We start from the raw sequence: 21,789 nt of genomic DNA on the forward strand, positions 1-21,789 counted from the left end.
AACTGTCAATCTTGAATTTCCAGATTGACAGTTTATCAGTGCTAATTGTTTTAATAATAAGTAACCTTGCCCAAAATGACTGGCTTACTGGCACCAGTAGCACTAGGCACGTTGCTCGGTTGTCGCTGCAACGTTTGGTTCCCTAAGATCGTCATAGCAATCGCCTCTTTAGCATCAGAGGAATAGCCTAAGTCCTCTTGAATCATGACGTTGATATTAGGCAATGCCATTTTGATCATTTTAACGAGCGTTGGATTGTAACTACCACCGCCACCAACAATTAATTCGGTTTGACCATCAGCAAATTGTCGCACAGCTTGAGCAATAGTTTCGGCCGTTAATGCTGTAGCCGTCGCAATCCAGTCGTCCGGCGCCAATTGATATTTGCTGAGAATTTTTGTGACATATTCGGTACCGAATTCTTCACGACCAGTTGTTTTAGGAAAAGGCTTGGCGAAATAGGAATGCTGTAATAACTTTGCCAAAACTTTTTGGTCGACTTGACCATTAGCGCCGTGCGCACCGTCACGATCATATTCTTGACCATAAAAACGACGACACAACTCATCAATGATCATATTTCCAGGCCCTGTGTCAAATGCCGTTAGCTGTTCCAATTGACCATTGCGCGGAATCACCGTGGCATTACCAATACCACCAATATTTTGCAAAATTCGGGTACTCTTTTGGCTGCGATACAGAATATATTCAGAGTATGGGACAATAGGCGCACCTTGCCCACCAACGGCCATATCACGATAGCGAAAGTCAGAGACAACATCAGTTTTAGCAATTTCACTAATCATGGCCGACTCGCCAATTTGTAAAGTTGATGGCACTAGTTCAGGATTGTTAGGTCGTGGCAAATGATAAATTGTTTGTCCGTGAGACGCAACAAAACCCAGCTCTTCACTGTTAATGCCATCTTCCTGACAAATTTTCACAACTGCTTCGCCAAAATATCGTCCCAGTTCAAAATTAAGGCTACAAATTTCTTCCACATTTGAAGTAGCCACAGATAAGGCTGCTTTAATTCGTTCCTTGACAGCTTCAGTAAACGGATAACTATTAAATTTCAATAATTCTAACCGCGTTGTTTCATTAACGCCGGTAATTTCTACTAACGCCGCATCGATGCCATCTAACGACGTTCCTGACATTAATCCTACTGCTAACATAATTGCCTCCCAAGTGATCGTCACATTTCCACCCTATTCTACATGAAAATGTATAACTAGGCCATTTTGTTAAGAAATCACTTGTTGAACTCGATGTCGTCCTAAAACTGTTGGATTGTGTTCATCACGTTGACGCAAAATCTGCTTACGTTGTTAACCTGTGATCGTAGAAACTAAAACGGTTTTGTTGTGGTTCTTCGCGCTTGCGCAAAGGTTGCATACAGAACGTGCGCGTTGCCGTGGCGGCAAAAGAATACTTAGCGCTGGAACGTAGTGGGCATTGCTTGAAGCCAATTTTTGCAAAATTGTCTCCAAGACAAGCCTTATTGTAACAGCCAAGGCTGCAACAATAATATCACTACTGAGCGGTATTCTTTCGCCGCCACTTAACAAACAAGAGGGCAACCTTTGCGCAAGCGCTGAGTTGACGAGTAGTTGAATTGCCCCTTTAAAACTTTGAGAAGTACAAACTTGAAGTTTAGTCGAACTAACGCACTTTAGTTAGTGCCGGAGGGAAATCGCGGTCAGCCGCGAAATTCTTGTTAGTGGTTTACCACTTACAAGAAAGCCGAGCTTTAAGACAATCTGTGATTGGCTTAAAGTCGAGCCCGCAGCGTTCCACCAGCGCATTTCCCGCAGGCACGGAGAACAGCAACATAACAGTTCTAAGGTTTGTACTGACAACAGAGCTCGCACGGCAAATCGATTTTAACCCGATCTATTCTTTTAACGCACCATAAAGTGAAAAAACACCGAGTAAAATAATCACAACATTTACGATAACCACTGAAACCCACCACGGAAAGAATAGACTGATCAACACTAAAATGCCACCAAACACCATGGTATAGCCTAGCCTTCGACTAACAAAGGCCCAGTTGCGTGGGTTACGGGGCTTGGGATAATGACGCGATCCAACTTGTTGCTCATAGGTGACAGTTGGCATGTAATTGCCTAATGCAATAAACATGACACCAATTAAAAGCAACGCAACTTTTCCAGTATTGATTTTTTCACCCATCGCAATATTCAAAGTAATGATATACAAAACCAAGTTCAAAATTGGCACGATTGAAAACGTCACGAGTTCCATTCGCTGGGCACGACTCTTTATTCGCGTGTTCAACGCATACATACCAATCATGAACCATTGAATCAACATCATTAGTACTGGAATGCCGAAAACCGCTAAGGGACGATTGGTCCAGCCATTCGGTTGATTATTCACACCCCAATGAATCGCAATTCGCATTGGTAATTCAGCATACACAGCCACACCGTAAAAAATGGGCAATAAAATAATCAACGACGTCAAAAATATGACGCGCTTTAAATTAAGTGGTTTCTTAGTCAGCTTGACCATTTTTCTTACCTCCAACTTGATAAATCCAAGTTAAAATATCTTCAAAAACTGTACTATTCAAAGAATAATAAATGAAATTCTTATCTTTCATTTCTGAAATAAAACCAGCTTGCTTCAACAATTTCAAATGATAAGAAACAGTCGCATTCGTTAATTCAAATGAGTTGGCAATTTCACCAGCCGTTTGTGGACCTGTTTTTAACTTCTCAATAATCTGCCGACGAACTGGATCAGCCAACACTTTCATTGATTCAGAAAGTCCCATCTATTCACTTCCATAATCTATTTAGAAATATATCTAAATAGATTATGACAGATCTTCCACGAAAAGCAACTTTCTAAGTCAACTTTTTTTATGATCAAACAAATTGTGAACGCGTTGGTGCCAGTAAATTTTTCTAGAAAACGGCTACCTTACAAGATTGTTAGATGAACGGAAGGAATCGTTAGACCATTCCCACGAAAAATCCTTTGTAGACGATTAAGCTAGACTTAATATCAAAAAGTTAGGGGGCTTCAAAATGGCAGATAAGAATAAAACACCGCGACAACATGAGGTTCGTACTTTTATTTTAAAGACACTATTTTATTTCGTCATTATTTTTATGTTGGTCTACCTATACAGTTATGTTGGCATCAACGGAGGCCACTTTATTTACAACGAATTTTAGGTAGGGGGAATGAACGAACATGGTTACTAATATTATCACTGCAATTAATAATATTTATCGAACAATGCCAGAACAAGCGGCTTACAATTATTTGGGCACGACCTATTCTTATCGCGAATTAACCGAACGATCTAACGCACTCGCTCAAGTTTTGCTGAGGCACAATTTACCGGAACAGGCGCCACTTATTGTTTATGGTGGTCAGCAATTTGAAATGCTGGTCGCTTTTCTAGCCGCAGTCAAAACCGGTCATGCCTACATTCCCGTAGACAGTCACTCGGCCAAGGATAGATTATTGATGATTCAAGACACTGCCCACGCGCCATTAGTGATTGCAATCGAACCGTTACCAATAACTTTACCAAAAACTAACATCATCACATTCGACGAGATCAAGGCGCTCACACCGATGACGTATTTAACGGGTAATCATCCAGTCGCTGGCGCGGATACTTTTTATATTATCTTTACATCTGGAACCACGGGTAAACCAAAGGGTGTGCAAATTTCTCACGATAATTTATTAAGCTTTGTTAATTGGTTGCTAGCAGATTTTCGCTGGCCACACCAACCTAATGTTTTAGCACAAGCGCCATTTTCTTTCGATCTCTCAGTGATGGGACTATATCCGACACTAGTCACTGGCGGCACATTGCAAGCATTACCGCGAGCAATTACTGAAGATTTTAAACAACTGTTTGCCTTACTACCCCAACTGCAACTTAACGTTTGGATTTCAACACCATCTTTAGTAGAAATTTGCTTATTGCTCAAAGATTTTAACGCCGAGCACTATCCAACCTTGACCCACTTTCTTTTCTGTGGTGAAGAATTAAGTCACAAAACTGCGGCAACTTTATTAACTCGCTTCCCTGACGCTCATATCTACAATACTTACGGACCTACCGAAGCTACCGTAGCTGTTACCGGCGTCGAAATCACACCAACAATTTTAGAAAAGTATGATCGTTTACCGATTGGTTACGTTAAAGAGGACACTAAAATCTCGATCAAGCCAATCGATCACACAGAGATCGGTGAAATTCTGATAAGCGGTCCTAGCGTTTCTAAAGGCTATCTTAACTTACCCGCAAAAACCGTAGCTGCCTTTGCAGAAGAGACAGATTTTCCCACTTATCGCAGTGGTGACTTAGGATTCTTTGGTCCTGACAATTTACTATTTTATCGAGGCCGAATGGATTTTCAAATTAAGTTTAACGGTTATCGAATTGAACTCGAAGAGATTAATTTTTACTTACGGCAAAGTTCTTTAATCAAACAAGGGGTCGTTGTTCCCCGTTATAACGCCGATCATCGCGTCGTTCAATTAATCGCAGTTATCGTGCTAAACAAGCAGCCAAGTAGCACTGAAAAAGAGTTAACGCGCTCAATTAAAGCGGAACTAATGGACAACATCATGCCCTACATGATGCCGCAACGTTTTGTTTATCGTCCTGAACTACCGCTATCAGCCAATGATAAAGTTGACATTAAGGCTTTGATCCAGGAGGTCAATTCACAGTGATCAACTTACAACCGTATAACAATCCCACTTACTTCGCGATTATCTTAACTGGTTTATTACCAGTAATGATTGGTCTTTACTATGGCAAACGCTTGCGGATTTACGAATCATTGATCTCAATCGTCTTCTTAGTCTTAACATTCGGTGGTGATCATTGGCAACAAGGCATGGCATTAATTGGCTATACTATCTTTCAAGTCATCTTAACGATGAGTTACGCCCACTATCGCCACCAAAAGAAGAACCAGACCAACGTTTTCATCGCGTTGATAATTCTCAGTATTCTGCCGTTAGTGATCGTTAAATTAACCCCGCTATTTCCTAATCATCATGGCTTTAACTTAGGATTTTTAGGTATTAGTTATTTAACCTTTAAGACCGTTCAAGTGTTAATGGAATTACGTGACGGCACAATTAAAGAAATTTCAGCTAGTCAGTATTTACACTTCTTACTATTTTTCCCGACGATTTCTTCCGGGCCAATTGATCGTTACCGTCGTTTCTTAAGGGATTATGAAAACCCGCCCGCTCGCAAAGATTATTTACAATCAATCAACAAAGCGGTGTTTTATCTGTTTCAAGGTTTTCTTTACAAATATATTCTCGGTTACTACTTTGGCACTCGTTTATTACCCGTTGTTACGCATTTAGCATTAGGACAACGTTTGGCCTTTGGTGGCACGGGCATTTCTTGGTACTTACTAGCCTATATGTATGTCTACAGTCTCTATTTGTTTTTTGACTTTGCTGGTTACAGCTTGTTTGCAATCTCAATCAGTTATTTCATGGGCATTCAAACACCACCCAACTTCAATAAGCCCTTCATTGCTCATAACATTAAAGATTTCTGGAACCGTTGGCACATGACCCTATCCTTTTGGTTCCGCGATTTTATCTTCATGCGTTTTACCTTCTGGATTATGAAACATCGCTGGTTAAAAAATCACGTTCGCATTTCACAGCTCGCGTACTTAGTTAATTTTTTGATCATGGGCTTCTGGCATGGCGTTACTTGGTATTACATTGTTTACGGCCTATTTCATGCCACGGCGATTATTATTAACGATTATTGGCTCCGCTTCAAAAAGCAGCATCAAGATAAAATCCCCCATAATCGTTTCACCGAATATTTGGCAATCTTTTTAACCTTTAACATTGTTTGTTTCAGCTTTTTAATTTTCTCGGGCTTTTTGGATAAGCTTTGGTTTTAAACACAACATTTAATTTTGAGAGGACGATTTATGATGACAGATACAGAAAAAATTTATCAGATTTTGAAAGACTTAACTGACGAAGACTTTAGCGACAAGGGTGATACTAACTTATTCGAAACAGGTTTATTGGATTCCATGGCCACTGTGCAATTATTATTGGAGATTCAAACTGAGCTTAATGTTGACGTACCCGTTTCAGAATTCGAACGTTCAGAATGGGCAACACCTAATAAAATTATCGCCAAGGTTCAAACATTAAAATGAAAAGTGCAAAAAAACTTGGGCTGATTTTTGGCCCGGTGGTTATTGCTGCTGCGCTGGTTTGGGGGATTCTTTTATTACCGCTTAATCATCGTCGCGTTACCAATACCGAACTCAATCATAGTGCTGTTTCACTTTCAACCAATGTTTATCACGGGACCATGCTCAAACAAGCTGCCTTTGCAAAGGATTATGTTCCCTTCTTAGGCTCATCAGAACTATTGCGAATGGATCCGCTGCATCCATCTGTTTTAGCAGCGAAGTATCATCGCCCTTATCAACCGTTTCTTTTAGGTAGTGCAGGTAGTCAGTCGTTAAATCATTTCTTCGCGTTACAAGGTGTCCATCGCCAACTACGTGGTAAAAAAATCGTCTTCATTATTTCGCCACAATGGTTTACTAAGCATGGTCAAGCACCAGATGCCTTTAGTTACTTCTATTCGCCGCTCCAAGCGATTGATTGGCTCCTGACAGCCAAAGATACCACCTCAACTCGTTATGCTGCTAAACGCCTGTTAAGCATGCCTTCTGGAGAATCCAGTACTGTGTTGGCCCACGCGTTGCAAAAAATTGCTGCTGGCGAAAAGATTTCTCATTCTGAACGATTATTTCTAGAATATCGCCGGCAAATGTTGCGTAACGAGGACGCACTATTTTCTAAAATAAAGCTTGATCGTCGCTGGCAACATGTTCAAAAGGTAGAACGCCTATTACCTGCTGAAGATTCTAATCAACTGTTAACCACAACAGCAATTCACCTCGCCCAAAAGCACACCAACAATAATAATCTTGGTATTGATAATCACTTCTACGCGCAACGTTTACGAGGGTCGCGGATCAACGCATTACGCGGCAGTCAAAAACATTTTGACTATCGTTGCTCTCCTGAATATAGTGATCTAGAATTACTACTGAGCGAGTTTAAGCAGATGCACACCAATGTTCTGTTTATTATTCCACCGATTAATCAGAAGTGGTCGCACTACACTGGCTTATCTTTGCCGATGCTACGCCAAACCGCCGACAAGTTGGCCTACCAACTGAATAGTCAAGGATTCAATCACGTGCTAGATATGACCAGCAATTCGCACCAGAAATATATGATGGAAGATACCATTCACTTGGGCTGGCTTGGCTGGTTAAAGATGGACGAAGTGGTCAAACCTTTCTTAACTCAACCCCAGGCTCAACCTAACTATCATCTGAATAATTACTTCTATACCAAGAAATGGCAACAAACACTATTTAGCAAAGAAGGTGGTCATTCATGATGACCCCGAATTATACGCCTAAAACAAATCATCGACGCCTAAAACGACGTCGATATTTTAATAGACAATTTGTTTTAATCGCTGTCTTAATCGTAGTCAGCGCCAGTTGTGTTGGATTAGCAGGCTACTTTTACGGGCAGCATCGTGCTAAAACACTTGATCAACAATTCTATCAACAGCAATTGAAAAAGCAGCGCCGGCAAGCCCAAATTACAACGCAAAAAACTAAGAATTTATCATTAGCTAATTTTTTCCAAGCCCAATTAAATGCGATTGCGCAAAAAAATCATTATTTAGGCACGGCCGAGATTGTTTATCATAATCAAGTGGTCGCAACCTGGGTGGACGGCTACGCTAATTTTGCCCAGCAGCAGGCTAACACGTTAAATACTGGTTTCGAGATCAATTCCTTACAAAAGGGAATGACTGGCACATTATTAATGCAACAAGTTGCATTAGGCCGCGTTGCTTTAACCGATCAGCTTAGCCGCTACTATCCAACTGTGCCCGGTGCTGATCAAATTACATTACGCGAATTGCTCAACATGACCTCGGGTTTGTCAACGCCCCACGGATTTACCAATCCGCAAATCGTTACTGACCAGCAGCTTATTAAAAACGACATCGCCAAAACAATTTATAATCCACAAATGCATCATAAGTGGCACTACCAAGCAATTAATTTCATCTTGATTGCAGGAATTATTGAAAAAGTCAGTCATCAAACTTATTCACAACTGTTCCAAAAACAAATTATCGACAAACTCCATTTAAAGCACACCGCTTTTGCCTATGCTTTGCCAGAAAATTATCAACGCGCAACAGGTTATTATTTTAAAAAAGGAACAGATCCAGCCACACCTTATTTAAAGCCCGCGTTAACTACCGCCGCCCAACAACATTCAGAATTAGGCACTGGTCAAGTTTATATGAGCATTCACGATTTATATCAAGTTGAGAAAAGCATGCTTAACGGTAAATTGTCAAAACTGCATCAACAACTTTTCGTAGACGGCAGTACTAGTCATTACGGTGGTGGTTATTACAGTTACCCAATTTATAAAAGTGTTAATGGCGCTGGCAGCGGTTTTGAGTCGCGTGTTCATATTAGTCCTGACGGTCAAACAGCGCTGGTTTTACTAGCCAACGTGACTAGTTCGCGCACCAATATGGATGGCATGTCCAAACAATTAGATCAATTATTGTTTCCTACTAAATAAAGTACGCAGCGTTTTTGTGAAAACGAACATACTTAGCACTAAAACGTAGTGCGTTCACTTGAAGTCAATTTTTTGTAAAATCGTCCCCCAGACGAATTACTTGAAAACTTGCTGCCAGTCTTATTTTCAATTATTAAAACTACTCAATCTTTGCCAATTAGAATAAACAGGCGCTTGAAGTGACTTCTCGTTTCCCAAAATTTCCTGTACAATTCTAAGCACTAACGGTGATGAATTTTCGCTGGTTAGCTGATCAAGCGCTACCCACTGAACACCGTCAGAATCATTCTTACCGTCAGCAACGACTAATGGAATATCAGTCACCCCTTCAGAAATTTCAACAGAATAAACTGCAAAAATATGGTGAACCATATATGTTTTTCCTTGCTCGGCAACAAACACATCATAAACACGATTATCGTCAATTTTTTTCAAAGAAAAGCCTGTTTCTTCGCGAAATTCTCGTTGAATCGTCTCAACAAGTCCTTCGCCAATTTGTTGCCCACCACCTGGTAAATCAAAGCGATTTTGATACGGCCCAGCATTCTTCTTAATACACAATAGTTGCTGTCCCTTTGTCAGAACGCCATAGACACCAAAATGCGTCCGGATTTCTTGTCCTTGTTGGACCATAAATTCTCACCTCATTATTAAAATTCAGAACTGCTTAAATTTTGATTTTTTAATTAAGAATAGATTAATCATTTAATCTGTTTAACCGATCTGTTCCGCGCGCACTCAACGATGAGCGATTATCTCATAATTGCGATCCTTTTTCTCAGCAGTCATTGATGGCTTTTATTGAAACAAGCGCTTAGAATAAAGTCATGACCAGAAAGAAAATTACCCTCGCAGAACTTTATGAGCTTTTATATGATCATTTAAATAGTAACGGTTGGTGGCCAGCACGGACTGATTGGCAGATTGTTTGGGGCGCTGTCTTAATTCAAAATACCAATTGGAAAAACGTTGATTATGCTTTGGCAAATCTGAAACAAGCAACAGACTTCCTGCCAGCTAATCTTCGCCGACTGTCCAATCAAGAGCTAGAACAAATTATTCGCAGTGCTGGTTTTTATGTTCGCAAAGCACAAACGATTAAAAATCTGTGTGACTATTTTGCAACTTATCACGATAATCTAGCTCAGTTACGAATGAAACCAGCCGCTGAATTACGTCAAGAACTACTAGCCTTATCTGGAATCGGTCATGAAACGGCTGACGTAATCTTACTTTACGTACTAAGCAAGGAGACTTTTATCGTTGATGTTTATGCGCGTCGCTTATTTGACCACCTTGGCATTGTTTTGCCTAAGACTTATGATGCCGCGCAAGAATTAGTCATGCCTGATTTGACCCTATTCACACTGCGCAGTCTTCAAGAATTACATGCTTGTATCGTTCTGACTGGTCAGACTTTTAAAACCGAACAAGATTGGCAGAACAATTTTCTCACCCCTTATCAACTACAACTTGGACCAAGAAGAGGAGAATGATCATGACTGTTATTACGGATTATTTAGCAACGGTACCTGAAGAGCATCTTTCTTATACCACGGAAATGTACGAGCTGCTAAAAGAGCTGTTACCCAAGGCAACTGAACGAATTTCTTACGACATGCCCAGCTTTTGGCGCGGTCACACACTCGTTTATTTCGCCGCTGCAAACAATCATTTGGGATTTTATCCGACACCACAGCCAATTGTTGCCTTTGAAAAAGAACTAAAACCGTATAAAACCAGTAAAGGTGCCATTCAACTGCCATACGATCAGCCATTACCGCGAGAATTAATTACCCGAATTGTTGAATTCCAGAAACAACGTTATCAAGTCAAATAAATCTTACCTAAATAAAAACAGTGTCCCAAGGAGCAAAAGTACCTCACAATCATTAGACTGTTTGTCTAATGATTATGAAGCACTTCAAAACGATAACTTCTGGGATACTGTTTTTTTATTTTCAATTATAAGCTACTGTATTTTGGTTCTTCGTACTTTTGGAAAATCCGCTAGTGGAACGCTGCGAGCTTGGTTTGAGCTGAATCAAATCCAATTCGTTTTGAACGTGAGCTTTATTGAGAGCGGCAAACCCTAGAACTGTTATGTTGCTGTTCTCCGTGCCTACGGGAAATGCGCTGGTGGAAACGCTGCGAGCATTGGTTTGAGCCGAATCAAAACCAATTCGTCTCAAACTCAAGCTTTGTTGTAAGTGGTAAACCACTAACAACAATTCCGCGGCTGACCGCGATTTCTCTCCGGCACTGACTAAAGTGCGTTAGTACAACTAAACTTCTAATTTATACTTCTAAAAATTGGAAGGTAGTTTAACCACTCTTCAATTCAACGCTTGTGCAAAGGTTGCCCTCTTGTTTGTTTAGTTGCGGCAAATAAATACCGCTCAGTAGTGACATTAATGTTGGCAATTTATTGCCTACATTAAGGCTCGCATTTGAGACGATTTGTATTTCAATCGGCTCAAATCGACGCCCACTACGTTCCAGCGTCAAGTATTTATTTGCCGCCACGATACCCCGCACGTTCCATATGCAACCTTTGCGCAAGTGCGGAGAACCACAACCTAACAGTTTTAGTTTTCACTGCATTAGCTTGATGACAATTAAATACTAATTAATTAGCATCAAACGTTCTTATCGATGATCGATTCGTCTAGCCCAAAAGTCACCAAGACCCTGAATGACAAAAACAATGACCAAAATCAATAACGTTGCGACAATCGTGATATCATTTTGATAACGTTGATATCCTTTACTGACTGCGATATAACCTAAACCACCGGCACCAACTGCACCAGCCATAGCTGTCAAACCAATTATGGAAATAATCGTTAACACGGATGTTCGAATTAAGTCTGGTAATTCTTCACGTAGATAAACTTGTGTAATAATCGTCCACGGACCATATCCCAACGCCTCGGCTGATTCGATGACACCAGAATCAATTTGCACTAAAGTGTTTTGAACTTGACGTGCGTAAAAGGGTGCCGTTCCGATAATCAATGGGACTAACGCGCCTTTAGGGCCGATTGTGGTCCCAACAATGAACTGAGTAATTGGGAAGACAACTGATAGTAAAATAATAAATGGAATTGAACGGAAGATATTAACGAACTTATCTAAAACATTATAAAGAATTTTGTTTGCTAAAATTCCATGTTCGTCAAAAACAACCAACGCCACACCCAAGGCTAAACCGATTATGCCACCGATTAAAGTCGTCCAAAAAGTCATATAAAGGGTTTGCCAAATACCTGTCACCATGCCCGTGTCGCCAGTCCAATTCGTAACGACATTAGGCATAATATTATTTAAGAAATTAAGCATTTGGTCGTACCTCCTTATCCCCTGACTTTAGTATCGTTACTTGCACATCACTCTCTTGCATGAAGACTAGGGCTTTCTGTGTCTCCTTGGGTGTCCCTGAAAGAACAACTAATAAATTACCAACTGGCGTATCTTGCAAAATTTCCAAATTACCAAATAAAATATTCGCACTAACATTGAACTGTTTATACAATGTGGTAATTAACGGTTGATCAGTGGACTCACCGACATATCCTAATTGTACTAAGACTTCACCCGGCTTCAAGTTCTGAACAATGGCTTGTTTCTCAACAACTTCCAGCGATGATTGAATATGCGTCGTCGTATCAATGAAATCCTTGGTTAATTCGGCTCTTGGTTGACTAAAGACTTGTAACAGATCGCCCTCTTCGATCAGTTTACCAGCATCCATTACTGCCACGCGATTACATATTTGTTTGACTGCATCCATTTCATGTGTGATCAGAACAATTGTTAATCCAAGTTTACGATTTAAATCTGCTAACAAATCTAGAATTGATTCAGTTGTCTTAGGATCTAATGCACTCGTCGCCTCATCAGAAATCAAAATATCAGGACGATTGGCCAGCGCGCGCGCAATCCCCACTCGCTGTTTTTGACCACCAGATAACTGATTCGGATAATCATGACTCTTATCAACCAAACCAACTAATTCTAGCAACTCAGTAACTCGTTTGCGTCGATCGTCTTTATTTAACCCCGATTTTTTCAGGGCAAAATCAACATTATCAGCAATCGTCAGCGATGTCATTAAATTAAAATGTTGAAAGATCATTCCGATGTTACGCCGCTTAGCTTGTAACTCTTTGGCCTTTAATTGCAGCATATCTGAGCCACTAACTCTGACAACAGCATCCTGATTAGTCGGTCGTTGCAGAAGGTTAATCACCCGCACTAAAGTTGATTTGCCAGCACCGGAATAACCAACAATGCCAAAAATATCACCTTTATTAATTGATAATTGTACGTTATCAACAGCATGCACTTCGCGTTCAGGTTCTTTAAAGACCACATCAATATTTTTTAATTCAATAATTGGTTGATAACTCAAAAGTCATTCATCCTTTCAGGTGACCGATTGCTAATAATAATTTAATGCTTAAATCGAATTACTTTCCGTTGGGCACTTGCAACAGTCGCGTATCAAACGTGGCGCGTTGTCGTGGCGGCGAAAAAGCACTTAATGCTGGAACATAATGGGCACTGCTTGAAGTCAATTGAGGCACGAAGAACATTAACAGCAGTCCTAGCAGTCCCTAATCCTTGTTTATTTCGTCCAGATTGGTTCTGCAGTTCCTTTGTAAACTTTAGCAATGGCCTTAGCTGTTGCTGCAGTCCGATAAGCTTTAACGACTTTCTTGTAGACCTTGTTATTCTTATCTTTCTTATTAGCAGCAATGACATTAATCCATTGTTTTGAACGGTGGTTAACGGTTTCTCTATAAATTGCTTGGCTTAACTTCAAACCCGCATTGGCAGAAATATCATTAGTCACAATTGCTGCAGTGGCATCTGATAACGAACGAGCCGTTTGATCATTCTCTAATTCAGTGACTTTTAAATCTTTAGGATTTTTCACGATATCTTTAACTGTTGGTAAAGTGACATTCTTCTTTAAGGTAATCAACCCTGCTTCTTCCAAAACGTTTAATGCGCGTCCCTCGTTAGTAGCGTCATTAGGAATCGTGATTTCGTCACCTTTTTTAATCTCTTTAAGGCTCTTAATCTTCGTTGAGTACAAATCCAAAGGTGCAATATATGTTTCGCCAATTGCAACAATATTAGTCTTATGAGCCTTATTCCAACTGTCTAAGAAATTATAGTGTTGGAAAGAATTCAAGTCGATCTGATGATCCGTTAAAGCTTTATTAGGCGTATTGTAATCAGAAAATTCTTTTAATTCCAAGTTAATGTCTTGTTTCTTTAATTTCTTAACGATTGGCTTCCAAATATCTTCATCTGAACTCATAATACCAATTTTGACTGTCGTCGTGCTGTTGGCTGCCTTTTTATTCCCACATCCCGCAACAATTAATCCTGCTAATAAAATTGTTGCACCTGCTAATAATCTTTTTACTGTCTGTTTCATTTTTATTTCCCCCATCAATTCGGTTATTAATTAGTTGACACATAAAAATTATTTCTGTAAACAAAAAGAGCTCGTTTCTAAATTAATAGAAACGAACTCTGTCGTGATTACCATTCTAATTTGAGTTAACCTTACAGTTGAACTCCTCAGCAACGCACAGAAGCATTCCGGAATACTTCAATACGCGTGCACGATAATGAGTGCCAATCCATCATCGCCTTGCTAAACGTTCAACGATGCCAATCACCGAGCCATTTTCAAACGATCGTAACTACCTTGCTCTCATCAACTACAAGTTTTCTGTACAGTCTTAATCGATTTACTTACTCGTTCAATTTGTTTATGAAATGAATTTTTATAATGGCTTAACTTTACCCGAGGTTGAATTAACTGTCAAGTGTTTTTATTAAAAAATAGATTTTTTCTCATAAAATACCCATTAATTATTAAAAAGTGGGATGAAACCTGCGACGGGTTCAATGAATTGCTTAGTCATTCAGTTTGATCAATTTTTTGATTGAACAAAACGGTACAATTAATATATTCAAACTCAGACTTTCATCCAACGATAATTAAAGTGTAAAAAGTAACGAGTTTCCAGTACAAATATAAAAAAATTAATAAGTGTCTACACAGTAATACGAATAAAATCACATATACTATCAGATACGATACCACGAAATTCTTTAATACATTAAATAGTCCAGTCACCGTCCCCTTGAGGACTTGGAATTGGATAAGGATTCATATAATCACCTCCTCAAATATCTACATATTCTTACAATTGTACTATGAACGCACCTAGATAGCCAATTTTAGGAATTGACGTCAGTAGCTTATAATATTAAACTATAAATATTAATTTAATTATATTCGAAACGAATGGGGAATGAATATTGTCTGAGGTTCATGGTGAATTGATCAAAGAAAAGCGCAAAACTTTGGGACTGACACAAAAGCAATTAGCGCAAGATATCTGTAAGCAGGCAACAATTAGCAATATTGAGAACAAAAATTACTGTTTCAGTGCTAAAATTTTAACACTTATTTGCCAAAGACTTAATATCCCACTACAAGATGTTTTAATCATTTCTGAAGACAGCAACATCAAAGCAAAACTTGATCAGATTGAACAATTGTGTAAACTTAACCAGAATTCTGAAGCTATTCACCTTCTCAACCAGATTGACATGAATGCCATTACCGATTCAGAAACTCGAACTAAGTATCTGTACTATAAAGCTGGTTTAACCTTCTTAGTTGAGCAAAATCCTGATTCTGCATTCTTTTACTATAACCAGGTTCTCGCTAACACCAACAAAGACGATCTTTACGCACTACTTTCAAAGTTGGGAATTGCAATTATTTATACCGAAAAAGGCGAAACTAACTTTGCCCAGAGTTACTTTGAATCACTAATTGATACTGTTAATAACGAAAATAAAGAGCTGTTGGACTACAACAAAATTTATTACAATGCCGCCAAGTTTTTTTCCTCTAAAACAAATTATCAATATGCGTTAACTCTTTGTAATCAAGGAATTGAACTTAATCAAATTCATAACTCGACAGAACTACTAGAACAACTATTGTATGAACGTGCCTACAATGCAATGAAGTCAAATGACCCTAAGTACTTAAACTTCTTCTATGAAGCAGCTCAAATTGCAAAGTTTCGTAACAATCAGCATATCATTCAAACAATCGAAAAAAATCTACAATGTTCAATTGATCAATTGTCAGTTATTATAATTTCCTAATTATTAAGGCAGATCTAATTACGAGATCTGGCTTTTTTTAATTACCAAACTATTTTCTTCGATTATTTGCCCATTTTTAACCATCAATATTCGATCAGCCTTATTTAATAAGTCCCGATCATAATTATGCGTAATATAAATAAAACCAACATCAGTAATTGAAAATAAATCGTCCTCTAGTCTGGTTGCCGTCTCATGATCTAAACCACTAGATAATTCATCAAATATCATAAATTGTTTGTGTGCTAGTAAATTGCGCGCTAGTCCTAGCCGCTGACGCTCTCCACCAGAAAAAACACTGCCGTGAGTTTCAATCCGTTGTTGTAACCACTGTTTAACATTATGTTCGGGTATATCAAGATCAACCCGCTTTAATGCAGCAATCACATCCACGAGACTATAGTTAGACTCAAACATCGTGATATTATCCCAAACTGTACCGTTGAATATAAAAGTATTTTGATTTTGAAAACCAATTAATGATGGTACATAAGTCGAAGCCATTGTTTTAATATCACGTCCAGCAATCATAAGCTCGCCTCGACTGATCTCATGGTAACCAAACATCGTATTGACCAGTGTCGATTTACCAGATCCACTTTCACCAATCAAAACCACTTTTTCAGTCTGATCAATATTCAAATTTACATCTTTTAAAATCGGTTTGCTTACAGGACCAATATCGACATGACGATAATTAATGAACTTACTTGGGCGATTCGATTCTGCTGTCACAGAATCTTTCTTCAAAGCATCTTGGTCTTTCAGTAAATTCTGAAACTCTCGATAAATTTTTTGACCGCCAAAAAAGTCAGCCAGTACATCTGCAGATGACTCGATTGGAAATGAGATTGAAACTGCCAATTGTGTAAAGGCTAAAAATGATGCCATATCAATTCGTTGTTGTCGAATAAAGTAAGCCCCAATTACCCAAGTTCCGAAATAAACTAAATCACCAAAGAATTGCGATAATCCACTAACAATCTTACGTATTAAGATATCCCGGTTTTCAGCATCACGTACTTCAACTGCAGCTTCTTGATGCATTTTTGAAAAAACTAAATCACGCCCAAAATTCTTGATTGTTGAAAATCCAGATAACCAGTTTGTTAGCTTACTTGTATAACTTTCTAAAGAGATTAAAATAGGTTCTTTGACGTTCTGTAAATAATGGCGTGCCCAGATTGGTAATAAAAAGGACGGAATTTCCAACAATAAAATTAATGTAGTTAAGCGAACATCTAACATCAACCCAAAAGTAATCGCGAACACAAATTGAAACAATAGTGATAAGCCATCTAAGAAGCTATTAACATAATTTTGCTGAACAAGATCCAGTTTGTTCGTAAAATAAGCAACCTTTGCACCAACGGTATCTTGCTGAAATTGTTCAACTGAACGATTAGTCAGACGTTGAAACATCGATCGTCGTAACCATAACATCGCATCATTAGAAACACATCCTTTTAAATAGCCACCCAACACATTAACTATCGCGGCAATAATCGCAAAGAACGAGCAAAATAAAGCAAGCCAATAAAGCTTAACTTGAATTTTTCCCATAGCATAATTCGTTAAAAATTGGACAACCGAAGCATATAATGTCGTAATTGCAGCGTGAGAAAGTAATATGAAGAAGAAAATGCCAAATAGTCTTCTTTGATGTTTTATTAGTAGTTGATACATGATCGAACTCCTTTAATTATTTTGCATCAAATCTAAACAAAAATAAGAATCAGAAGAATTGCTATGATAAAACATACATAACAATACATAGATAATACCTTCAATACCGTTTAGAATTGTATCTTCACTCAATTTTTCTGCTCTTATCTGTTCAATGCTAATCTTCTGAAATATAAACCGAATAGACTGCTCTACAATTGTTTGAGAGTATCTTTCTCTAATACATTTCGGATATAAGCGTAAAAATAGCAAACTACTACCGTATCCATGGCACAAACCATCATTCACAGCTAGAGCCTGAGTTGAGTCGAACATATTACCTTCGTGCCAATATCTATTTAGCGAATGATCACTTTGCTCTAATTTCAGTTCTTGACATAACCCTATAGCAGAGCAAATTATAGGGTAACTTCCATGGCACCATGTAAAACGCATTGCTTCTGCTTTAGGAGACGCATTTCTCCAGTATGGCAATGAGGAACTGACCAGTTTATCATCAAGTAAATAATTAATGAAATTTATAGATGCTATCTTTAAGTTTTCTCGAACTCCATAAGAGCCATCTTTGCTGAGGACCAGTAAGAGACTAGGTAGGCCATGAGCAAATGATATGTCATGCTTATAATGATCCGCACCGTTAATATCGTCTAGTATTTCATCAAACTTATTCACGTTAGATGAAATACTTGTATTTTTCAAATTTGGATCAATTCTTTGCAAAATCTGAAGATAGCCGGAAACCCCACCCATTATTCCTAGATCATTTATTCCAGAATAATTCATTACTAAGTTCTTCACCTTGTTACAATAAATCTCTGTCAGTTCAAAGTAATACTTATCTCTTTCAGTTGGTGTTAATAAATTAACTCCTTTAGGATTATCTATCAGATATTTCATTATCAAGGAAAAATTATTTAAAACTAGATCCTCTAATCCAAGAAACAGTTCTTGAAACCACTTGATATCAATCACTTTCAATCTTAACGATGAATAATCATTTATTATCAAATAGCTAAGATAATGGAATAATAAGTTCTGTACACTAATTCCGTTCTTGAAGTCAATAACAATGCATTTCTTTAATATTCCAAGAGTTTGACTTAATAAATAATTGTCTTTATCGTGTATGTTCATACGTTGCAACAACTCTTTTCAATAAATATCTAGCCAAATTTTCGAAAGTTTGATTCCCTGAGAACCTATTACAAGCCATATGAAAAACACTATAAAATATATCTAACAACTTTATCTCAGTGTCATCACTTAAAATCAGTGTCTGCCAAAATTGCCCTAATACTGTATTATATAAGGGCATTTCCGCTATGCAACTTTGCTCTCCTAAACTATCAATAACTTGATTAAATATCGGCTCATAGTCAACACGTTTAAATCCACTAGCATTAATATTTTTGAAAACGTTTTGATAGGAAATGGATTTTATGCTCTGTGAAAATACTTGGTATTGGACAAAACCCAACTGACATACATAAACCAGCTGTGCTATGCTCGATTCATTCATATGCTCAAACGCTATTTGCGACTCACAAATGAATAGTTTTTCAATTTGCTTTGTTGCTTCAGCTCCACCATATCTTTCAATCTCTGGTCTATATGGAAGAAGTTCATACGTAGATATTAATCCAGAATGAATAAGTTCATTCGCGATATCTAGAATTGATCCAACAGCACATATTTTATCCATATCAGAGTTGAATTTTGCTCTAATTCTAATTTCAGAATTGTTCTGAAAATAACGAACAAAAAAACATTATTGTTTAGTTTGCTTGAGAAAGAAAATACGCGTTTAATAACCTCATTTTCCTCATTCATACTCGTATGTAGCTTGATATAGATCCAATTAGACTTGAGCGGTAGCTCCAGTATGCTACTTTCATCAGAGATATAATTTCCTATAACGTTAGTGTTGCCTTGAACTTCTTGTTTAAAGGTATCTTTTCCTCTAATACTCCAAATTCCCTGAGTTATTTTCTGAACTTCACTTGGATTCCAGTCTACTAATTCAACAGTAACAACGCGATCTTTTCCAATAGAGCTCTGTATTAAATAAAACAGAAAATCTTTATTACTCGTATTACAAACAATAAAACTATCTCCAAAATACACTTTTACTGTTTTATCTTTGCCAACAACATCAACTAATTTATCAATTTTGTCGATTGATACATGATCTAAGACAAAATTCCAACGTTCTGGCATAATTATTACATTATGATATTTAATTCCAGGTTGGTGTTCTTGAGTTTTGTTTGAAAAAATTTTAGATAGCTTCATCAAATCATTATTGATATATGGAGAAATATCCATCAATAATCTTGAAGCAAAACTGTGTCTCTGTGGAATTAATAAATTAGTTTGAATCGCATATGTTGGATTATTATACTTATCGACCGAGATCAAACAATGTTTTTTTAAATCATAAGTAATAAAAATATCATTCATTGCTAATCTATTTTGTCTTCTATGGCTCACATCGGACAAACTATGTTTTACCATTGAAAAATTATTTTGAAGTTCCAAAACTTCTCCTGAGTCTTCTGCTTCAAATAGATTAAAAAGGTTATCCATTTGAGGATCCCCATTCCAAAAATCATGGGATAAATCAAATAGACGCGAAAAACGGCCATATGCTGAGCCGGAACAACTCGTTACCGTTGAAGGAGCAAAAACAATAAAATGATCTATAAAATCAAAGCCAATATCGTAACTAAATCGTTGATCAGATGTTAATCTATTCTTAATTGCAATATCGTCATCGGATAAATGAACGTAACCATCATCACTCAATTTTCTACCCAGAATCTTATTCCGATAGAATAGACTAGTCGATTGGGTTGTAATAACGTCCTCAGACTGCATATACGAATTTGGAACTCCGATTCCATCCTTTTCTGATAATAGTTCCAAAATAGGAACACTTCGTTCCAAGCCATATTTCTCAATAAACTTATTAGTGTACTCATCTAATGGATCCGAAAAAGACAAACTTTTTGCAAGACTAACTAAATACTCCCCACAAGCAAGTGCATCCGCCTGTTCTACATTACTTATCTCACATTCCGTCAAGTTTTGAAATGCAATCGCTAAATAATTATTTGATTGAAACAAATTGGACATCTTTGTTTCGATAGCCTTTAGTAAAGAGAGCCCATCACCCACACATTGTCGACCGTAATCAAAAATTAGAGAATCAATTATATCGAGTTCGTGAATTATATCAGCAAAGTGCTTTTTAGCATCCTCACAATTTGAAAGTTGAGTTATCAATTCTTTAAGCTGATTATACGAGTTGCTCAAATCCGTGAGACTACTTTTAACAACACCATAAGATATTAGTGTCGCTATCCACGCTGTAAGTTGTTCTTTATTAAATGGCCATTCATTTAAGATTTCGCCATATGTAACATACCTACCGCTAAGTTGCTTCAATAAATATCTAATTTCTGGAGTGATCTTTAATGATATTCTTTTATTATTATCAAAGAAATAGTAGATTATATCCCCACGAATAAAATAATTATTATTAAATGTATATTTTAAAAATTCTAAATTTAATTCATCATTCTCAATTTTTTGAGCTACTCCGAATAACCAATCTAAGGTCGCATTAACTTTTTTTATTTTTTGAAAAGTAGGATGTCTCTTTTTGTCTTTTCTAATAGCGACAGAAGCGCTGTATCCAAACGGAATGGGTCGAAAAGACATTCTATTTAAATAAGAGATCATTGAATAATATATTTTCTCAATCTGTTTCTGAGACGAATTAATTGATAACTGATTAATAGCATCGTACAAACTATGGCTTGAGACGAATAGCGCCTCTATAAATTCAGAATTAGATTTCATTTCTAAAATAAAATCTAATTTATTTACCGATGAATTAGCTAAACTTCTCTCTCTAATCTTATTGTTAGTAGAAAAGAGCGGCTTTCTTTCAAGAAAGAAATCTGATACTTTCATTTTTATAATCCCTAACACCTACAAAAAACAGTGGCCTAATTAGCCACTGTTTTTTACTTATCTAATTAAAATAACATTTGACATGAACTTGTCGTTTTCTTGTTTTCTCGAATAGATCCATTAAGAATGTTTGCATTGCTTAAAAGATTAATAGGACTACCTTCGTTGAGTTCAAGTTGTTTAGCAATTTCTGCTTTGTTCTTTGACATA

The 21,789-nt window shown here is 37.6% G+C and carries 22 protein-coding genes; 9 read left to right on the forward strand and 13 right to left on the reverse strand.

Going from position 1 to position 21,789, the window contains the following annotated elements:
* Positions 1 to 50: 50 nt before the first annotated feature.
* The 3 genes from anmK to EKM65_RS00985 form a co-directional block, all read right to left on the reverse strand.
* Positions 51 to 1,181 carry an anhydro-N-acetylmuramic acid kinase AnmK gene (anmK, locus tag EKM65_RS00975; protein ID WP_125604837.1) on the reverse strand — a complete coding sequence of 377 codons (1,131 nt, stop codon included), beginning with the start codon at positions 1,179 to 1,181 and terminating at the stop codon, positions 51 to 53.
* Positions 1,182 to 1,896: 715 nt separating this feature from the next.
* Positions 1,897 to 2,541: a DUF1648 domain-containing protein gene (locus tag EKM65_RS00980; RefSeq protein WP_125604601.1), complete on the reverse strand. Its 645-nt coding sequence runs from the start codon at positions 2,539 to 2,541 to the stop codon at positions 1,897 to 1,899.
* Positions 2,525 to 2,806: an autorepressor SdpR family transcription factor gene (locus tag EKM65_RS00985; RefSeq protein WP_125604602.1), complete on the reverse strand. Its 282-nt coding sequence runs from the start codon at positions 2,804 to 2,806 to the stop codon at positions 2,525 to 2,527. Before EKM65_RS00985 ends, EKM65_RS00980 begins: the two co-directional genes overlap by 17 nt.
* A 256-nt stretch (positions 2,807 to 3,062) precedes the next feature.
* Here EKM65_RS00985 and EKM65_RS00990 point away from each other — a divergent pair, with 256 nt between their 5' ends.
* From EKM65_RS00990 to EKM65_RS01015, 6 genes are read left to right on the forward strand one after another with little or no spacing between them, the layout of a single operon-like run.
* Entirely contained in the window at positions 3,063 to 3,212 is a 150-nt protein-coding gene (locus EKM65_RS00990) for a teichoic acid D-Ala incorporation-associated protein DltX (RefSeq protein WP_125604604.1), read from the forward strand.
* A gap of 19 nt (positions 3,213 to 3,231) precedes the next feature.
* The gene (gene dltA / locus EKM65_RS00995) at positions 3,232 to 4,737 is read left to right on the forward strand and encodes a D-alanine--poly(phosphoribitol) ligase subunit DltA (RefSeq protein WP_125604606.1); all 1,506 of its coding nucleotides are present in this window, start codon (positions 3,232 to 3,234) and stop codon (positions 4,735 to 4,737) included.
* Positions 4,734 to 5,948: a D-alanyl-lipoteichoic acid biosynthesis protein DltB gene (gene dltB / locus EKM65_RS01000; RefSeq protein WP_125604607.1), complete on the forward strand. Its 1,215-nt coding sequence runs from the start codon at positions 4,734 to 4,736 to the stop codon at positions 5,946 to 5,948. The genes dltA and dltB overlap by 4 nt, the downstream gene beginning before the upstream one ends.
* Before the next feature lie 33 nt (positions 5,949 to 5,981).
* On the forward strand, positions 5,982 to 6,215 hold the full coding sequence (dltC, locus tag EKM65_RS01005) for a D-alanine--poly(phosphoribitol) ligase subunit DltC (protein WP_125604839.1): 234 nt from the start codon (positions 5,982 to 5,984) through the stop codon (positions 6,213 to 6,215).
* On the forward strand, positions 6,212 to 7,483 hold the full coding sequence (gene dltD, locus EKM65_RS01010; RefSeq protein WP_164506762.1) for a D-alanyl-lipoteichoic acid biosynthesis protein DltD: 1,272 nt from the start codon (positions 6,212 to 6,214) through the stop codon (positions 7,481 to 7,483). Before dltC ends, dltD begins: the two co-directional genes overlap by 4 nt.
* Positions 7,480 to 8,703, forward strand: a complete 1,224-nt coding sequence (locus EKM65_RS01015) for a serine hydrolase domain-containing protein (RefSeq protein WP_125604611.1) — start codon at positions 7,480 to 7,482, stop codon at positions 8,701 to 8,703. Before dltD ends, EKM65_RS01015 begins: the two co-directional genes overlap by 4 nt.
* Positions 8,704 to 8,829: 126 nt before the next feature.
* Here EKM65_RS01015 and EKM65_RS01020 read toward each other — a convergent pair whose 3' ends face one another.
* The gene (locus EKM65_RS01020; RefSeq protein WP_125604613.1) at positions 8,830 to 9,336 is read right to left on the reverse strand and encodes an NUDIX hydrolase; all 507 of its coding nucleotides are present in this window, start codon (positions 9,334 to 9,336) and stop codon (positions 8,830 to 8,832) included.
* Positions 9,337 to 9,530: 194 nt separating this feature from the next.
* On the opposite strand from EKM65_RS01020, the gene EKM65_RS01025 reads away from it, so the two are divergent.
* Together EKM65_RS01025 and EKM65_RS01030 are read left to right on the forward strand one after the other, a co-directional pair.
* Positions 9,531 to 10,199 (forward strand): endonuclease III domain-containing protein, encoded by a 669-nt coding sequence (locus tag EKM65_RS01025; RefSeq protein WP_125604615.1) that lies wholly within the window; start codon positions 9,531 to 9,533, stop codon positions 10,197 to 10,199.
* Between the two features lie 2 nt (positions 10,200 to 10,201).
* Positions 10,202 to 10,543, forward strand: a complete 342-nt coding sequence (locus EKM65_RS01030; RefSeq protein ID WP_125604618.1) for an iron chaperone — start codon at positions 10,202 to 10,204, stop codon at positions 10,541 to 10,543.
* Between the two features lie 485 nt (positions 10,544 to 11,028).
* Here EKM65_RS01030 and EKM65_RS01035 read toward each other — a convergent pair whose 3' ends face one another.
* The 4 genes from EKM65_RS01035 to EKM65_RS01050 all read right to left on the reverse strand — a co-directional run bounded on the left by EKM65_RS01035 (position 11,029) and on the right by EKM65_RS01050 (position 14,155).
* Complete coding sequence (locus tag EKM65_RS01035; RefSeq protein WP_125604620.1) at positions 11,029 to 11,229, reverse strand: hypothetical protein; 201 nt, start codon at positions 11,227 to 11,229, stop codon at positions 11,029 to 11,031.
* A gap of 123 nt (positions 11,230 to 11,352) precedes the next feature.
* Positions 11,353 to 12,045 carry a methionine ABC transporter permease gene (locus EKM65_RS01040; RefSeq protein WP_125604622.1) on the reverse strand — a complete coding sequence of 231 codons (693 nt, stop codon included), beginning with the start codon at positions 12,043 to 12,045 and terminating at the stop codon, positions 11,353 to 11,355.
* The gene (locus EKM65_RS01045; protein WP_125604624.1) at positions 12,038 to 13,117 is read right to left on the reverse strand and encodes a methionine ABC transporter ATP-binding protein; all 1,080 of its coding nucleotides are present in this window, start codon (positions 13,115 to 13,117) and stop codon (positions 12,038 to 12,040) included. The genes EKM65_RS01040 and EKM65_RS01045 overlap by 8 nt, the downstream gene beginning before the upstream one ends.
* Positions 13,118 to 13,333: 216 nt before the next feature.
* The gene (locus EKM65_RS01050) at positions 13,334 to 14,155 is read right to left on the reverse strand and encodes a MetQ/NlpA family ABC transporter substrate-binding protein (protein ID WP_125604626.1); all 822 of its coding nucleotides are present in this window, start codon (positions 14,153 to 14,155) and stop codon (positions 13,334 to 13,336) included.
* 896 nt (positions 14,156 to 15,051) lie between these two features.
* Between EKM65_RS01050 and EKM65_RS01055 the strand changes: the two genes are divergently transcribed.
* The gene (locus EKM65_RS01055) at positions 15,052 to 15,915 is read left to right on the forward strand and encodes a helix-turn-helix domain-containing protein (protein WP_164506763.1); all 864 of its coding nucleotides are present in this window, start codon (positions 15,052 to 15,054) and stop codon (positions 15,913 to 15,915) included.
* An 18-nt stretch (positions 15,916 to 15,933) separates the two neighbouring features.
* Here the strand turns inward: EKM65_RS01055 and EKM65_RS01060 are convergent, their stop codons facing one another.
* The 5 genes from EKM65_RS01060 to EKM65_RS11120 all read right to left on the reverse strand — a co-directional run bounded on the left by EKM65_RS01060 (position 15,934) and on the right by EKM65_RS11120 (position 21,788).
* The gene (locus EKM65_RS01060; protein ID WP_125604629.1) at positions 15,934 to 17,601 is read right to left on the reverse strand and encodes an ATP-binding cassette domain-containing protein; all 1,668 of its coding nucleotides are present in this window, start codon (positions 17,599 to 17,601) and stop codon (positions 15,934 to 15,936) included.
* A gap of 12 nt (positions 17,602 to 17,613) precedes the next feature.
* Complete coding sequence (locus EKM65_RS01065; protein ID WP_125604631.1) at positions 17,614 to 18,735, reverse strand: lanthionine synthetase LanC family protein; 1,122 nt, start codon at positions 18,733 to 18,735, stop codon at positions 17,614 to 17,616.
* Positions 18,719 to 19,333, reverse strand: a complete 615-nt coding sequence (locus EKM65_RS01070; protein ID WP_125604633.1) for a thiopeptide-type bacteriocin biosynthesis protein — start codon at positions 19,331 to 19,333, stop codon at positions 18,719 to 18,721. The genes EKM65_RS01065 and EKM65_RS01070 overlap by 17 nt, the downstream gene beginning before the upstream one ends.
* Positions 19,270 to 21,579: a lantibiotic dehydratase gene (locus EKM65_RS01075; RefSeq protein WP_125604635.1), complete on the reverse strand. Its 2,310-nt coding sequence runs from the start codon at positions 21,577 to 21,579 to the stop codon at positions 19,270 to 19,272. The genes EKM65_RS01070 and EKM65_RS01075 overlap by 64 nt, the downstream gene beginning before the upstream one ends.
* Before the next feature lie 65 nt (positions 21,580 to 21,644).
* Positions 21,645 to 21,788: a hypothetical protein gene (locus EKM65_RS11120; protein ID WP_164506764.1), complete on the reverse strand. Its 144-nt coding sequence runs from the start codon at positions 21,786 to 21,788 to the stop codon at positions 21,645 to 21,647.
* Position 21,789: the final 1 nt, after the last annotated feature.

It is taken from the genome of Lapidilactobacillus bayanensis (assembly GCF_003946695.1).
GTDB lineage: Bacteria > Bacillota > Bacilli > Lactobacillales > Lactobacillaceae > Lapidilactobacillus > Lapidilactobacillus bayanensis.

Excerpts from the sequence above, each read along its gene's own strand:
- EKM65_RS01015 (WP_125604611.1), top strand. The coding sequence starts at position 7,480 with ATGATGACCCCGAATTATACGCCTAAAACAAATCATCGACGCCTAAAA.
- EKM65_RS00990 (WP_125604604.1), top strand. The coding sequence starts at position 3,063 with ATGGCAGATAAGAATAAAACACCGCGACAACATGAGGTTCGTACTTTT.
- dltD (WP_164506762.1), top strand. The coding sequence starts at position 6,212 with ATGAAAAGTGCAAAAAAACTTGGGCTGATTTTTGGCCCGGTGGTTATT.
- EKM65_RS01050 (WP_125604626.1), bottom strand. The coding sequence starts at position 14,155 with ATGAAACAGACAGTAAAAAGATTATTAGCAGGTGCAACAATTTTATTA.
- EKM65_RS00980 (WP_125604601.1), bottom strand. The coding sequence starts at position 2,541 with ATGGTCAAGCTGACTAAGAAACCACTTAATTTAAAGCGCGTCATATTT.
- EKM65_RS01020 (WP_125604613.1), bottom strand. The coding sequence starts at position 9,336 with ATGGTCCAACAAGGACAAGAAATCCGGACGCATTTTGGTGTCTATGGC.
- EKM65_RS01040 (WP_125604622.1), bottom strand. The coding sequence starts at position 12,045 with ATGCTTAATTTCTTAAATAATATTATGCCTAATGTCGTTACGAATTGG.
- dltA (WP_125604606.1), top strand. The coding sequence starts at position 3,232 with ATGGTTACTAATATTATCACTGCAATTAATAATATTTATCGAACAATG.
- EKM65_RS11120 (WP_164506764.1), bottom strand. The coding sequence starts at position 21,788 with ATGTCAAAGAACAAAGCAGAAATTGCTAAACAACTTGAACTCAACGAA.
- EKM65_RS01060 (WP_125604629.1), bottom strand. The coding sequence starts at position 17,601 with ATGTATCAACTACTAATAAAACATCAAAGAAGACTATTTGGCATTTTC.
- EKM65_RS01025 (WP_125604615.1), top strand. The coding sequence starts at position 9,531 with ATGACCAGAAAGAAAATTACCCTCGCAGAACTTTATGAGCTTTTATAT.
- EKM65_RS00985 (WP_125604602.1), bottom strand. The coding sequence starts at position 2,806 with ATGGGACTTTCTGAATCAATGAAAGTGTTGGCTGATCCAGTTCGTCGG.
- EKM65_RS01030 (WP_125604618.1), top strand. The coding sequence starts at position 10,202 with ATGACTGTTATTACGGATTATTTAGCAACGGTACCTGAAGAGCATCTT.
- EKM65_RS01065 (WP_125604631.1), bottom strand. The coding sequence starts at position 18,735 with ATGAACATACACGATAAAGACAATTATTTATTAAGTCAAACTCTTGGA.
- EKM65_RS01075 (WP_125604635.1), bottom strand. The coding sequence starts at position 21,579 with ATGAAAGTATCAGATTTCTTTCTTGAAAGAAAGCCGCTCTTTTCTACT.
- dltC (WP_125604839.1), top strand. The coding sequence starts at position 5,982 with ATGACAGATACAGAAAAAATTTATCAGATTTTGAAAGACTTAACTGAC.